Annotated in this window: 11 protein-coding genes; 9 read left to right on the forward strand and 2 right to left on the reverse strand. The window is 62.7% G+C overall.

Annotated features, from left to right (window positions below):
- Window positions 1–147: 147 nt before the first annotated feature.
- Window positions 148–1,752: an ATP-binding protein gene (locus SMD10_RS02775; protein ID WP_331684110.1), complete on the reverse strand. Its 1,605-nt coding sequence runs from the start codon at window positions 1,750–1,752 to the stop codon at window positions 148–150.
- Between the two features lie 544 nt (window positions 1,753–2,296).
- Here SMD10_RS02775 and SMD10_RS02780 point away from each other — a divergent pair.
- From SMD10_RS02780 to SMD10_RS02820, 9 genes are all read left to right on the forward strand, one after another.
- Window positions 2,297–3,373, forward strand: coding sequence for a BMP family ABC transporter substrate-binding protein (locus tag SMD10_RS02780; protein ID WP_331684111.1), 1,077 nt, complete (start codon window positions 2,297–2,299; stop codon window positions 3,371–3,373).
- Window positions 3,373–4,908, forward strand: coding sequence for an ABC transporter ATP-binding protein (locus SMD10_RS02785; protein WP_331684112.1), 1,536 nt, complete (start codon window positions 3,373–3,375; stop codon window positions 4,906–4,908). The genes SMD10_RS02780 and SMD10_RS02785 overlap by 1 nt, the downstream gene beginning before the upstream one ends.
- On the forward strand, window positions 4,908–5,990 hold the full coding sequence (locus SMD10_RS02790; protein WP_331684113.1) for an ABC transporter permease: 1,083 nt from the start codon (window positions 4,908–4,910) through the stop codon (window positions 5,988–5,990). Before SMD10_RS02785 ends, SMD10_RS02790 begins: the two co-directional genes overlap by 1 nt.
- Window positions 5,987–6,913 (forward strand): ABC transporter permease, encoded by a 927-nt coding sequence (locus SMD10_RS02795; RefSeq protein ID WP_331684114.1) that lies wholly within the window; start codon window positions 5,987–5,989, stop codon window positions 6,911–6,913. Before SMD10_RS02790 ends, SMD10_RS02795 begins: the two co-directional genes overlap by 4 nt.
- A gap of 203 nt (window positions 6,914–7,116) precedes the next feature.
- On the forward strand, window positions 7,117–7,308 hold the full coding sequence (locus SMD10_RS02800; protein ID WP_331684115.1) for a hypothetical protein: 192 nt from the start codon (window positions 7,117–7,119) through the stop codon (window positions 7,306–7,308).
- 109 nt (window positions 7,309–7,417) lie between these two features.
- The gene (locus SMD10_RS02805; protein WP_331684116.1) at window positions 7,418–8,272 is read left to right on the forward strand and encodes an FAD binding domain-containing protein; all 855 of its coding nucleotides are present in this window, start codon (window positions 7,418–7,420) and stop codon (window positions 8,270–8,272) included.
- Window positions 8,269–10,584, forward strand: a complete 2,316-nt coding sequence (locus SMD10_RS02810; protein ID WP_331684117.1) for a xanthine dehydrogenase family protein molybdopterin-binding subunit — start codon at window positions 8,269–8,271, stop codon at window positions 10,582–10,584. Before SMD10_RS02805 ends, SMD10_RS02810 begins: the two co-directional genes overlap by 4 nt.
- Window positions 10,577–11,065, forward strand: coding sequence for a (2Fe-2S)-binding protein (locus tag SMD10_RS02815; protein WP_331684118.1), 489 nt, complete (start codon window positions 10,577–10,579; stop codon window positions 11,063–11,065). The genes SMD10_RS02810 and SMD10_RS02815 overlap by 8 nt, the downstream gene beginning before the upstream one ends.
- On the forward strand, window positions 11,065–13,371 hold the full coding sequence (locus tag SMD10_RS02820; RefSeq protein ID WP_331684119.1) for a xanthine dehydrogenase family protein molybdopterin-binding subunit: 2,307 nt from the start codon (window positions 11,065–11,067) through the stop codon (window positions 13,369–13,371). Before SMD10_RS02815 ends, SMD10_RS02820 begins: the two co-directional genes overlap by 1 nt.
- On the opposite strand, the gene SMD10_RS02825 is transcribed toward SMD10_RS02820, so the two are convergent.
- Window positions 13,280–14,047 (reverse strand): cupin domain-containing protein, encoded by a 768-nt coding sequence (locus SMD10_RS02825; protein WP_331684120.1) that lies wholly within the window; start codon window positions 14,045–14,047, stop codon window positions 13,280–13,282. The genes SMD10_RS02820 and SMD10_RS02825 overlap by 92 nt on opposite strands.
- Window positions 14,048–14,102: the final 55 nt, after the last annotated feature.

Raw genomic sequence — 14,102 nt, forward strand, 5'->3', positions numbered from 1 at the left:
GAAGGTGTCGCTTCCATTATCGATGATCGACAGATGGGACTGCTTTTTCCGATACGATAACTGGCCTTTTTTGAAGCCCAACCCAAAACTCCGATAAAGGGGGCGGGACCAGTGAATTGCACGTTCAAAGCGGTTGATTTGTAGTCGTCAATGGGCTTGAGCGATGCCGCAAGAAGACCATTTCTCCGTCGAGTTTCGAGTCGGGCTCTTGGACAACGGCAGGTCGACATAAAACGTCGTCCCCTTGCCGACGCACGTTTCGAAGGTGATTCGTCCGTCCATTTTCTCCACGATGGCTTTGCTGATATTCAGGCCGAGGCCGGTCCCTCCGGTCTTACGAGTACTCGAGGAGTCAGCCTGTTCGAACTTGCTGAAGATGCGGTCGCGAAAATCCTCCGGGATTCCAGGGCCTTCGTCGCGGACCGACATTCGCAAGAATGCATCGTCGACCAATTCCGTCGACACGGTCACGATCGAGCCTGCAGGAGAGAATTTTATGGCGTTGGACAGAAGATTCGACAAAACCTGATGGAGCCGGTCGGGATCGGCCACGATTGCCGCGTTCGGCGTCGCATCGACCAAATTGATCTCGATTTCCTTGTCGGGCAAATATTCGGCATTGGCCGCGACCGCCTGTTTGAGCAATGCCCCAATCGCGATCTCCTTCAGGGAGAAATCGAGTTTTCCCGACTTGATCTTCTCCATGTCCAGAATGTCGTTGACCAGCATCACCAGCCGTTCACTGTTTTGGTGGGCAATCTTCGCCAGCCCCGCCATCTTGGCGGGGAGTTCGCCCACCTTGCCGCTTGCGATGAGCCCCAGCGAGCCACGGATCGAGGTTAGCGGCGTCCGAAGCTCGTGACTGACGATGGAGATGAATTCATCCTTCATCCGCTCCGACTGCTTTTGGCTGGTGACGTCCGTCGCCGTCCCGTCCCACACGAGTGTTCCGGAGCCATCGACGCGAGGTTCGGCATCGAAACGAACCCAGACGATGCGCTTGTCCGGGCGAATGCATTCCGCCTCGATCGACCACGGTGCGCGCTTCTGGTCCGCCTCGGCCAACCGGGCCGCAAACAACAAGCCATCTCCTTCTGAGATGATCCGCCGGAAGAGACAGCCCTCATCCCGCAACTCATGAGGCGAGACGCCGAAGACACGCCACGCGCCGTGCGACACGAAACGGAAACGCGGGTTTCCGTCGCGACCTCGGGCCATCTGAAACAGAACGACAGGCGCATTGTTGGCAATCGTGGTCAGCTGGGCCTGGGTCTCCTCGTGCGCCAGTGCCAAGGCATGCCGCTCCTGATCGCGAAGCAGCAGGCGCCCGAAGAGATAGGCGGCCAAGAAATTTGTCGGCGCGAACAAGGCGACGGACTGTCCGAAGGTCCATGCATCGGCCTTCGAGGTCAAGAGCAGAACGATTGTGGGAACGATCGCAGCCGAGGTCGCCTGCAGACTCACGTAACGCCGATCGGCCCGCCCCTGCGCCACGCGCTGCCAAATATACCAGAAGATGACGCTGGCGATTGTCGCGCCGATAATGCTCAGCGCACCGGCCTGGTCTCCGAGGCCGCCGAAATAGAAACGCAAGCTGGCCAGCGCAGTTCCTGTCATCACCGCCGCAACGGGGCCGCCGAAAGCGCCGGCCAGGGTCGCCACGGCACTGCGCGGATCGGTGCGAATGCCCGGAACGATTTCGACCGGATTGTATCGGCTATTCGGGGGCCGGCAAGACGTCTTGGCTGGCACAGTCCGCGCAGCATGCCCCGGACAGTCTGGTGTGCATCGACGTCGGCGACACCCCGGGCGCCGCGCTCGTCAACGCCGTCGCCCGAGAAGTGGCGGGTCGGGTGTTCGGGACTGGTCACCGGCTTGGAGAGATATTCCTGCCCGGCGCGTCCGACTCCTCACCGTTCCATTCATGCGTACAGGCCTAATTATGTAATTTAAATATTTATAGTTATATATACAATATGAACGTGATAAAATGTTAAAACAAATTAACAATTAATTCAATATATTAGAAAATATATACATAATAATTTTTATTACCTTGAGATTCGAAGCGGATAATCATGTGTAAATTGGTATGTCATATGACAGGCCGATATTTATATTTAAGTATATATCGGCTATAATGAAATAATAGCTAAAAAAATAAAGACCAAACAGATCTCGGCTTCAGCTTCAGAACACAGCCGACGATTGGATCTGGGTGTGCTCATTTTTTAGGCTTGCCATAGGAAGGTACAGCATATTTAATGACATTGAAATCGTGTGAATGAGGTTATCGATGACGCCACACCTTCCTTGGGCCGCTGGCCTCGCCATGTCACTGGTATTGGCCGCTGTGCCTGCCAACGCACAAGAGGACGATCTTTCCGCCGCATTCCTCTATGTGGGGCCTCGTGCCGACAACGGCTGGACCTCCCGGCACGAGGCTGGGCGTCAATGTCTCGAAGAGGATGGCATCAAGACGACTTACGTGGAGTCGGCACCCGAAGGCCCCGATGTCGCCCGCATCGAACAGGACTTCATCGATAGCGGCTACGACGTCATCTTCGCCACGGCGTTTGGCTACCAGCCTTTCACCCAACAGGTCGCGCAGGCCAACCCCCACAAGCATTTTTTCGGCATTCTGCCGACGATTGCGCCCGGCGACAACATCCGCAACTTCTACGGCAAGCTCTGGGACGGCCGCTATCTCACCGGTCTTGTCGCCGGAAAGATGACGAAGTCGAACAAGATCGGCTTCGTCGCCGCCCAGCCGATTCCTTCCGTCATCGCGGGCATCAACGCCTTCACGCTCGGCGTCAAGGCCGTCAATCCCGATGCCGTAGTCAACGTCGTCTGGACCTTGTCCTGGTTCGATCCGCCGGCTGAGAAGCAGGCGGCCGTTGCGCTGGTGCAGGCCGGCAACGATGTCATCGCCCAGCATCAGGATACGGGATCGGCCGCGCAGGGCGCCGCCGAGGAAGGTGCCTATGCGATCGGCTCGGAGGCCGACATGTCGGAGGTGGCAGGCGATCACGTTCTCACCGGCACGGTTTGGAACTGGTGCGACTTCTATAAGAGCGCGATCGCCAGCGTGAAAAACGGCACTTTCGAGCCCGGCGACCAATGGGGCGGCCTCGCGGACGGCATGGTGGATCTGGCGCCCATGTCCGAGGATGTGCCTCAGGACCTCGTCGATCTTGTCAAGAAGCAGAAGCAAGAGATCATCGATGGCAAGCTCGACTATTGGAAGGGCCCGCTCAAGGACAACGAAGGCAACGTAGCGGTCGAGGACGGGAAAACGGTTTCGCTCGACGAAATTCAGGGAATGCGATGGTTCGTGGAAGGCGTCAACGGCACTTTGCCGAGTAAGTAATGGACGTCTTCGCTGCTAAGAGCCTGCCGGTCGAAACGGCTGCCGGGCCGACATCCAAGGCCGCCGGCTCCCTGTTGCGCTTGGAGGCCATCTCCAAGCACTTCGGCGCTCTTGTCGCCAATGATGAGGTTTCCTTTGATGCCGCCGCGGGGGACGTGGTGGCTCTGCTCGGCGAGAACGGGGCCGGCAAGTCCACCGCGATGAATGTTCTCTGCGGACTCTATCACCCGGACTCCGGGCGGGTCACACTTGACGGCAAGGAGATCGAGCTCGGCTCGCCCAAAGCGTCCGCCCGGGCGGGCATCGGCATGGTTCATCAGCAATTCAAGCTGGTGGACGCGCTGACCGCCTTCGAGAACCTGTCGCTGGCCCTCGACCGTGGCAATTTCCTGCAGAAGAACCGACCGTCCGGCGACCTCGCCTCTTGGATGGCCGATCTTGGATTCGAGATCGATCTGACGCAGCGGGTCCGCGACATGCCGCTCGCCGCTCGCCAGCAGCTCGAAATCGTCCGTGTCCTGGCGTCCGGCGCCAGGATTCTGATCCTCGACGAGCCGACATCTGTCCTTTCGCCCCTCGAAACCGACCGTCTTTTCGCCATCGTGCGCCGCATCGCCGCCTCGGGGCGAGTGGTGATCCTGATATCCCACAAGCTGGCCGAGATCCGCGACGTCGCCACCCGCCTGGTGGTCATGCGTCAGGGCCGCAGGGTGTTCGAAGGAAAAGCGGCCGGCATGTCGGGCGAGAAGATCGCCGAGTTGATCGTTGGTGAGCGATCCTACCGCAACGACAGGCGCCCGCAGGCGCCGGTCGGCGAGCACCGCCTGACGGTCCGCAATCTCTCGCTGGCCGGCGCCGGCGGCGAGCCCATCGTCAAGGACGTCTCCTTCACGGTCGCGCAAGGCGAACTGGTGGCGATCGTCGGCGTCGCCGGCAATGGCCAGATTGAGCTTCTCGACGCAATCGGCGGCCTGCGCCGTCCGGCGACTGGCGAGATCATCGCGCCGCGCCTCGGCTCACAGCGCGATTTCGCGTTCATCCCCGCCCAGCATCTCGGTGTCGGGCTCGCTCCGGGTCTGACATTGGAGGAGAATGCCCTTCTGGGGCATCAGGCGCGCTCGCCGTTTGGCCGTCTCCTGCGCCCGCGCGAGCGCCGGCGCAGGGCCCAGAGCGTCTTGGCGGCCTACGATGTACGTACCCCTGCGCGCACGGTCACCAGCGCGCTATCCGGCGGCAATCTGCAACGGGTTGTTCTCGGACGCGAATTGCTAAACGAACCCGACTTGGTCGTGGCGAGCTACCCGACGCGCGGGCTCGACATCGCCTCGGCGGCGCAGATCCGCAACGCCCTCATCGAGCGCGCCAATGCTGGGGCCGCCGTGCTGATGGCATGCGAGGAGCTGGAGGAATCGCTTGAGATCGCCACGCGCATCCTGGTGATGAGCGGTGGCCGGATGGTGGCCGACCTCGACGCCAAGGAAGCGACCTTGGGCGAACTGGGGCGGTTGATCACCCAGGCAGACGAGGCCGCGTGATGAAAGTTTGGCTGGAACCGCGTCGCATCACCGTCAGCCCCTGGGAAATCGCGGTTCGGATCGTTTGCGCATCGATTCTGGCCCTCGTGGCGGGAGGATTGTTCCTGCTCTGGTCAGGTCTCGATCCGCTGGCGGGGCTGAGCGCGCTGTTTCGGGGCAGCTTCGGCAGCGGCTCCGCGCTGTTTCGCTCGCTCAACAAGGCCGTGCCCATCGGCCTGTGCGCTCTGGGGATCGCGCTCGCTTCGCGCGCCAAGCTGACCAATGTCGGAGCCGAAGGACAGTTTTTCTTCGGCGCCTTCGCCGCCACGGGTGTCGGGCTTTCGCTGCCGGACGCGACACCAACCTTTCTGGCGATCCCGGCCATTCTGATCGCTGGGCTGATCGCCGGCTTCCTCTGGGCCTCGCTTGCGGCAATTCCGCGTGCCCTCTTGGGCATGAACGAAGTTCTGTCGACGCTGATGCTCAACTACATCTGCCTGTTGTGGGTCAGTTATCTTGTGCGTGGCCCGTGGGCCGATCCGCTCACCTACTCGTTTCCTTATTCGCCGCCGATCCTCGCCGCCGCGCAACTCGGCCCCTTGGCGCGGCCGCTGTTCGGGGCGCTCAACAGCGGATTCATCGTGCTAATTGCGGCAACCGCGCTCGTGGCGGCCGTCGATCGATGGACGCGTTGGGGCTACGAGCTGCGCGTATCGGGTGATGCGCCGCGAGCAGCCCTCTATGGCGGCATCAATCCCACCGCCGTCATCGTTTCAGGTCTTTGCTTTGCCGGTGCCTTGGCTGGGTTGGCCGGCGCCATCGAGGTCTCCGCCTCGACCGGACGACTGCAGATGGGCCTCTCACCGGGCTATGGCTTCATGGGCATTCTCGTCGCTTGGTTGGCCGGCGGCCGCGCCCTGCCGATCCTGTTCGTCTCCATCGTCTATGCGGGACTTTTGAACGGCGGCTTCAGCCTGCAGGTGTCGCATATTCCCTCGGCGATCAGCACCATTCTCCAGGCATTGATCCTGCTTTTCGTCCTTTCGGCGGTGACGCTATCTTCCTATCGGATCCGCTTCGAGGGGGGTGCCAGGTCCTCATGAACATCGAATTCCTGCTGGCGGCCGCCTTCGTTTCGGCAACGCCGATCATCTTCGCGGCTTTGGGGGAATTGCTGATCGAGCGCGCCGGCATCCTCAATCTCGGCATCGAGGGCACGATGCTGATCGGCGCGGTCACCGGCTTCACTGCCGCCAGCCTGTCGGGCTCTCCGGTGGTCGGCATCGCGGCGGCAGTGGCGGCGGGCGGTCTTTGGGGGGCGATCTTCGCCGCCGCGGTGGTGACGCTCCGCCTCGACCAGGTGGTGACGGGCCTCGCCTTCACGATCCTCGGGACGGGGATCTCTTCGTTCATCGGCGAAGGTTTCGTCGGCAAGACCCTGAGCGCCAAGCTGCCGGACATCGATTTGGGCGTTCTGGAAGACATGCCGTTCTTCGGCCCTGTTCTTTTCTCACAGGATCCGCTCGTGCTGGCCTCCCTGGTCCTTGTCGGGCTCGTTTCAGTCTTCCTGTGGAAGACCCGCGCGGGACTGATCTTGCGCACTCTCGGGGAAAGCCCTCAGGCTCTCGACGCGCTCGGCCAGCCGGTTGCGGGCCTGCGCTTCCTCTACAGCATCGTCGGCAGCGGATTCATCGCGCTGGGAGGCGCCTATCTTTCCGTCGTGTTTACGCCGTCCTGGGTCGAGAACATGACGGCGGGGCGCGGCTGGATCGCACTCGGCATCGTCATCTTTGCCGGTTGGCGTCCGAGTTGGATCGCCCTGGGGGCTGCCTTGTTCGGCATCATCGACGCTTATCGCTTCCGCGCCCAGATCGGCGGTGAGCCCTGGATCGACCCCCATTTTCTCAACATGTTGCCCTATGTGGTCATCCTCGTCGTTCTCGGGATGACGAGCAGCGGGGCCGGGCGTCGGCGACTGTTCGCACCGGCCGCTTTGGGGCGCCCGTACGATCGCGAACGGCGATGATGCCCTCTCGCCAGTTCAACGACGTGTATCGTTACCATTTGCTTACGTCGGAGTGTTGATGATGTCTTTCTCCCCGCCAGAGGCATGGCTGTCCTTGCCGAGGGACTTGCCACTGGGCGCTCCTTTCTTTGACTCCAAACGCAATCCCCGCGGTCAGACGTCGTCATCAAGCAAGGCCCGTTCTTATTCAAGGAGGTCGGGCCATGCCCGAGGACATCACTTCGCACCCGGTTCCCACGAGTAACCGGGACAAGGCGTTGGACCTCCTGACGAGAGCCATTTACATCCTTTCGCTGCTCGACCGGCAAACCCAGTGGAGCCTCGGCAGGATGGAAATTGCCGAGGCTCTTAGAAAGCCCTGCCATGCGGCGGCGCAAAGGCGGCCTGGATCATGACAGCTCGACTGTGCGCCGGCGACGATTTATCGCCAACTGTAGCGCGGCTGCGTAGACACACTTCGCGATGGCATGCTATATAATTCAAAAAATTTGAGTGTTATTCAATATGAAGCCAGCAGCCTTTGCTTATCACGCTTCTGTGAGCCTACCGGAGGCGCTTTCGCTCCTGGCAGAGCTTGGGGACGAGTGCAAGGTTCTCGCCGGCGGGCAGAGTCTCGTGCCGGCCATGAACTTCCGTCTTGCGCGGCCCGCAGCCCTGGTCGATATTAATGGTTTGAACGAATTAGATTATGTGCGGGTCTCTTCCGAGACGATCGCCATCGGCGCCCTGACGCGCCATGCCGTCTTTCATAGGCCGGTCTGCGACACGATGCTCGGACGGCTTCTGACGCGCATCGTTCGTTACATCGCCCACTATCCGATCCGTCAGCGCGGTACGTTCGGCGGCAGCCTGTGCCACGCCGACCCCGCGTCGGAATGGTGCCTGGTGACTGCGACGCTGTCGGCGCAGATGGTTTTGCGTAGCGCCACGAGCGAGCGTGTTTTGGCCGCCGAGGACTTCTTCAAAGGCACATTCACCACGGTGGTCGAGCCCGGAGAGCTCCTGACAGAAATCCGCGTGCCGGCGATGAACGAGGGCTGGCGCTTCGGCTTCTTCGAGTTTTCGCGCCGGGCGGGCGACTTCGGTCTGGTCATGTGCCTTGCGGCGCTGAAGGTCGATGATGGCCGGATCGTCGACGCGCGCCTTGGTCTCGGCGGCGTCGCCGATCGGCCGCTGCGCCTGGCGGAGGCGGAGGCCGCGCTGATCGGCCAGCCCGCCGTCGCGCAGATCTTCGAAAGGGTCGCATCAGATGCTGCCCAGGCCCTGGATCCCACAGAAGACATTCACGCGTCCGTCGAATATCGGCGTGATCTCGTGCTGGCGGGTGTCAAGCGCGCTCTGGCGGAAGCGATAGCATGAACTGGATCGGGCGATCGCTTCCCCGCCTGGAGGACCCGCTCCTGCTCAAGGGGGCAGGCAGCTATGTTGCCGACCGGGCGTCCGGCACTCTCCGAGTGAAGTTCGTACGCAGCCCCGTCGCGTGCGGCGCCATTGTCGACATCGACATTCCCGAAGGTGCGATCGTTTTCACCGGACGCGACCTTGAAGGCGTCAAGCCGATCAGGCCGATTCTGCACCGTTCGGACTATATTCCGGTCAGCCAACCGATCCTGCCGACCGATCGCGTCGTCTTCATGGGGCAGGCGGTCGCCGCTGTCGTGGCTGAGGGCGAAGCGGAGGCGGAAGACATCGCCGAACAGGTGTTCCTCGACGTCGACGCCGAGAATCCGATTCTCGACTTCGACGCCGCGCTTGCCGAAGGCGCCGAGGCAGTCCACCCAGAGGCGCCCGGCAACGTTCTGGTCGAGGGCCGCCTGAAGACGGAAAACGTCGATCGGGCCTTTGCGTCTGCGGCAACCGTCGTGGAGCTCGACTTGCGCTCGCGCCGGCAGGCGGCGCTACCGATGGAAACGCGTGGCGGCGTTGCCGAATTCGACGCGGCGACGGGACGCGTCACGCTAAGCGCCTCGGTGCAGATGCCGCACATGCTGCGAACAGGCATCGCCGATACCCTCGGGATCGCCGAATCCGAACTGCGGGTGATCGCGCCGGACGTTGGTGGCGGCTTCGGCCAGAAGATGTCGCTGTTTCCCGAATACGTCGTGCTGGTCTGGTTGGCGCGCCGGCTGCGCAAGTCAGTCGCCTGGATCGAGGACCGCCGGGAGAATCTCCTCGCCTCGACCCACGGGCGCGACCAGGCGTTCAGGATAAGGGGCGCCTTCAGCGCTGAGGGGCGACTGCTGGCGGTGGATGCGGACCTTTGCTCCAATGTCGGCGCTTTCTCCTGCTATCCGGTGACCTGCGGCGTCGAGCCCCTGATGGCGTTAGGCGAACTGCCCGGCCCCTACGACTTTTCCGAATATGCGGTGCGCTCGCGCGGCGTCACCACCAACACTTGCATGATGGCCCCCTATCGGGGCGTCGCCCGGCCGATGCTCACCTTCACCATGGAGCGTCTGATGGAAGCGGCGGCCAAGGCGCTCGGCATCGATCCGGTGGAGATCCGGCGGCGCAACCTCATCACCAGCTTTCCGCATCGTTCGCCGACCGGCGTCGTCTATGACGAAGGCTCCTATCTTGAGGCCATGGAGATGGCGGTTGGCGCCATCGACATCCCGGCCTTCCGCGCTCGTCAAGCCGCGGCCCGGGAGCAGGGTCGCTATCTCGGGCTGGGCCTGTCCGTGTTCAGCGAAAGGACGGGCTACGGCACGCCGGTCTATGCCCAGCGCGGCATGGAGATCGTTCCCGGCTATGAGGTGATCGACTGCACGATGGATCCCTCCGGCTATGTCGAGCTGCGCATCGGCGCCTCGCCGCATGGCCAGGGACTGAAGACCAGCATGGCCCAGATCGTCGCCGACGAACTGCAGGTTCCGGTGGACGCCATCCGGATCGTTTCTGGCGATACCGATGCCACGCCATATGGATGGGGAACGTTCGCCAGCCGCTCGGTCGTCATCTCCGGCGGCGCCGCGAAATTGGCGGCCGGCAAGATGGCCGGCCGGTTGAAGGAGATCGCGGCGGTACTCCTGGAGGCCGACCCCAGTTCGGTCGTTCTCGACGCCGGCTTCGCCCGAATCCCGGGCACCAACAAGTCGGCCCCGATCAGCGAACTGGCGCGGGCAGCTTATCATCAGAGCCACCGTTTCGCCGGCCTCGGCGCCGGCCTCAAGGAATCGGCATTCTACGATCCGGCCGGCACCTTCTCCAACGCCTGCCATATCGCCATCGTCGACGTCGACGTCGAGACCGGCGCCGTGCGCATCGAGCGGTTTCTGGTGGCCGAGGATGCGGGCATCCTCATCAATCCGATGATCGTCGACGGCCAGATCGCCGGCGGTGTCGTGCAGGGCATCGGCAACGCTCTCTTCGAGGAAATGATCTACGACGATTTCGGCAACCTGCTGACCACCTCGCTGGCCGACTATCTGCCACCTACCACGGCCGAGATTCCCGATATCGAGATCCTGCATATGCAGACGGTCTCGCCCGAAAGCGTCACCAAGGCCAAAGGCGTGGGCGAGGGCGGCACCATCGGCGCCCCGGCCGCCCTCCTCAATGCGATCACCGACGCGCTGTCGCCCTTCGGTGTCGAGATTACCCAAATGCCCGCCACGCCGCAGCGAATTCGCGAGCATTTGCGGCAAGCAAAGGCTGCTCTTCATGACTGACCAGATTTCCTTCACACTCGACGTCAACGGCAAGGCGTACGCGATCTCTACGGAGCCACGCCGCACGCTGGCCGACGCTCTGCGCGACGATTGCGGGCTGACGGGCACCCATCTCGGCTGCGAGCACGGTTTTTGCGGCGCCTGCACAGTGCTCCTGGACGGCAAGCCAGTGCGCTCGTGCCTGATTTTCGCGGTACAGGCGCAGGGCAAGGCGATCACTACTGTCGAGGGTCTGGCCGATGGCGATACGCTGCATCCGCTCCAGCAGGCCTTTTGGGAGAATCACGGGCTGCAATGCGGCTTCTGCACGCCCGGCTTTCTGATGCTGGCCGCCGGCGCCCTTCAGGAGAACCCCAATTTGTCGGACGAGGAGATCCGCGAGGTGCTCTCGTCGAACCTGTGCCGCTGCACGGGCTATCAGAACATCATCAAGGCCGTGCGTCTCGCCGCGGCCGAGATGCGCCGCGGCCAAGCTGCCTGATGGGCGCGATCGGCCAGTCCCTGAAGCGCCTGGAGGATCGCGATCTGCTCCTCGGCAAAGGGCGTTTTGCCGCCGACATCAATGTCAAAGGGCAGCTCCACATGCGAGTGGTGCGCTCACCCATCGCCTTCGGTCGCATCCTCGGCATCGACATCGAGGAAGCGGCAGCTCTCGACGGCGTTGCCGCAGTCTGGACCGGCGCCGACATTGCCGATCTGCCGCCAATCGACTTCCGCATGACCCGCATCCAGGGGCTCGAGCCCTATCGGCAACTCGTTCTGGCGCGGGACTACGTGCGCTATGTCGGCGAGCCGGTCGCGGTCGTCTTCGCGGTCGATCCCTACGTGGCGGAGGACGCCGCCGAACTCGTGTTTTGCGACATCGACGAACTGGACCCGCAGCTCGACGCCGCCGCCGATCCTGGACCCTTTATGCCCGATACCCAGCCTGGCCTCTTGTCCGAGCCGGCGGTCGTGCGCAAGGCCTATGGCGATATCAACGCGGCCTTTTCGGCAGGCCATCGCGTCGTCGAACTGGAAGTGCGTGTCGGTCGCCACAGCGGCGTTCCTTTGGAAACCCGCGGGGCGCTGGCGGTCCATGACGCGGCCACGGACGTTCTCACCATGTTTGGTGCCGCCAAGGTTCCGCACTACAATCGCGACGCCATCGCGCGGATGCTCGGTCTGCGCCAGAACCAGGTCCAGCTCAGCGAGGGCCATGTCGGGGGCGGATTCGGGATCCGCGGCGAGCTCTATCCCGAAGACGTGCTCGTCTGCTTGGCGGCCCGGGCGCTGGGGTCACCGGTCAAGTGGATCGAGGACCGAAAGGAACATCTCGTCGCTGCCAACCATTCGCGGGATCAGCTCTACCGGATCCGAGCCGCTGTCGACGAACGCGGCTTCATCCATGGTCTGGACGTCCAGTTCTTCACCGATCAGGGCGCCTATGTGCGCACCCACGGTGCCACTGTTTCCGACCTGTCTGCGGGACTGCTGCCCGGTCCCTACGTCATTCCCGCCTATCGGGTCGCCGGTCACATCCGGCTGACCAACAAGACGCCCGCCGGCACCTATCGGGCGCCCGGCCGCTTCGAATCGACCTTCGCGCGCGAGCGCCTGATCGACCGTATCGCCCAGGACCTGGGTCTCGACGCGGTCGAGGTCCGGCGCGTCAATCTGGTTCCCGCCGAGTCCATGCCATTCGATCGCGGCATCGAGACGCTGGGAACCGACGTGGTCTACGATTCGGGGCGCTATCATGATCTCTTCGACCGTCTTCTGGCGCACATCGATGCCGGGCGGCTTGGCGCCGAACTGGACGAGCGCCGCCGAAACGGCGAAACCATCGGCATCGGGTTCGCCTATTTCGTCGAAAAAAGCGGGCTCGGGCCGCGCGACCTCGTGCGCATCGCGGTTGGGCAAGACGGCGGGGTCGAGATCGTCACCGGCGTCGCCTCGGTCGGACAGGGCGTTGAAACGGTGCTGGCGCAGATTTGCGCCGAGATGCTCGACATTTCGATCAACGGCATACGCGTAGTCCATGGGCAGACGGATCGCATTGAGTTCGGCATGGGGGCCTTCGCGTCCCGGGTCACCGTGATGGCGGGATCGGCCGTCAAAATCGCTGCGGAGGCCTTGCGCGAGCGGGCCTTGGCGGTCGCAGCCCCATTGCTCCAGACTGACGCGGCGGCGCTGCGGATCGAAAAGGGCGAGGTGCTGGGTCCGAAGGGGGCTTCGATCTCGCTCGCCGCCTTGGCTGCCCATCTCGAGGGCGAAGGGGGGCTGACGGCCGAGGGAAGCTTCACGAGTAGCCACATGGCCTATCCCTACGGCATTCACTTCGCCCAGGTTCGCGTCGATCCCGAGACCTGCGAGGTGAAGATCGAGCGTTACGTCGTGGCCTACGACGTCGGGCGCGCCATCAACCCTATGCTGATCGAGGGGCAGATCGTCGGCGCCGCGGCCCAGGGTATCGGCGGCGCGCTCCTGGAGGAGTTCGTCTACGACTCCTACGGGCAGCCTCTGGCGACGAGCTTTGCCGACTATCTCATGCCGACATGCCGGGAGATGCCCCCGGTCGAGATGCTGCTTCGCGAAGACGCTCCGAGCCCGATCAACCCGCTGGGTGCCAAGGGAGCGGGGGAAGGCGGCCTGACGGCGGCCGGAGCCACCCTGGCCGCAGCGATCGACGATGCCCTTCAGATGCCGGGCACGATCACTCGTTTGCCGATTTCGCCGAGCGCTCTTCACGAGGCACTGCGGGCGCAAAGCCGCTCGCAGAGGGCAGCCTTCCACCCTCGCGATTGATGTTGAACCAGAGGGCGCGAACCTTCGTCTGCCCATGGTTCCAAATCTTGTGGTTGCGGCGCGAATTGTAGGAAATGAGGTCGCCCTGATGCAACTGGTGCCTGTTGCCTTCGACCTCCACGGTAAGCTCGCCTTCGAGTACGAACCCATATTCGAACCCTTCATGCGACAACGGTCTGTCAGTGCTGCCCGTGTGGGGATCGTATTCGTTGATCGCGATCGAGACGCCTCGGGCGGGATCTTCGCGCAACAACCGTCGGACGACATGCTGGGCGGCCTCGATGATTCGGGCGTCCGAGGCCCGAATAACCATCTTCTCTTCCGGTTCGTTGTCGATGGCCAGCAGCTCCGACATGGTGACGCCGAGCGCGCTGGCAATCACCACCAGAGACCCGATGGAAGGCGAGGCGCGACCGCGTTCGACCAGGCTCAGCATGGACGGGCTGAGATTGGCGGCATTCGCGATCGCCTGCAGCGTCATCCCGCGGGCCTGGCGCGCCTCGCGAATACGGTTGCCGATAGCGGCCAAAGCCTGGGCGGTGGTTTCTGCCATCTCCCCGGCATCTGTCTCAGGCAAAACTGTTTTCACTCTCGTTCCACTTGCTGGCGTATATTCGTCGGTCGGACTCCCGCAATGGGCCCATGGGGCGGGAGCCATCAGCTCTGCATTGCACAAGCCAAGAATTTTTACTATAGTAAAATCTGTTGATCATTATTGAAAGTGCTGCCAT

This window comes from Consotaella aegiceratis, assembly GCF_036541425.1.
GTDB lineage: Bacteria > Pseudomonadota > Alphaproteobacteria > Rhizobiales > Rhizobiaceae > Consotaella > Consotaella aegiceratis.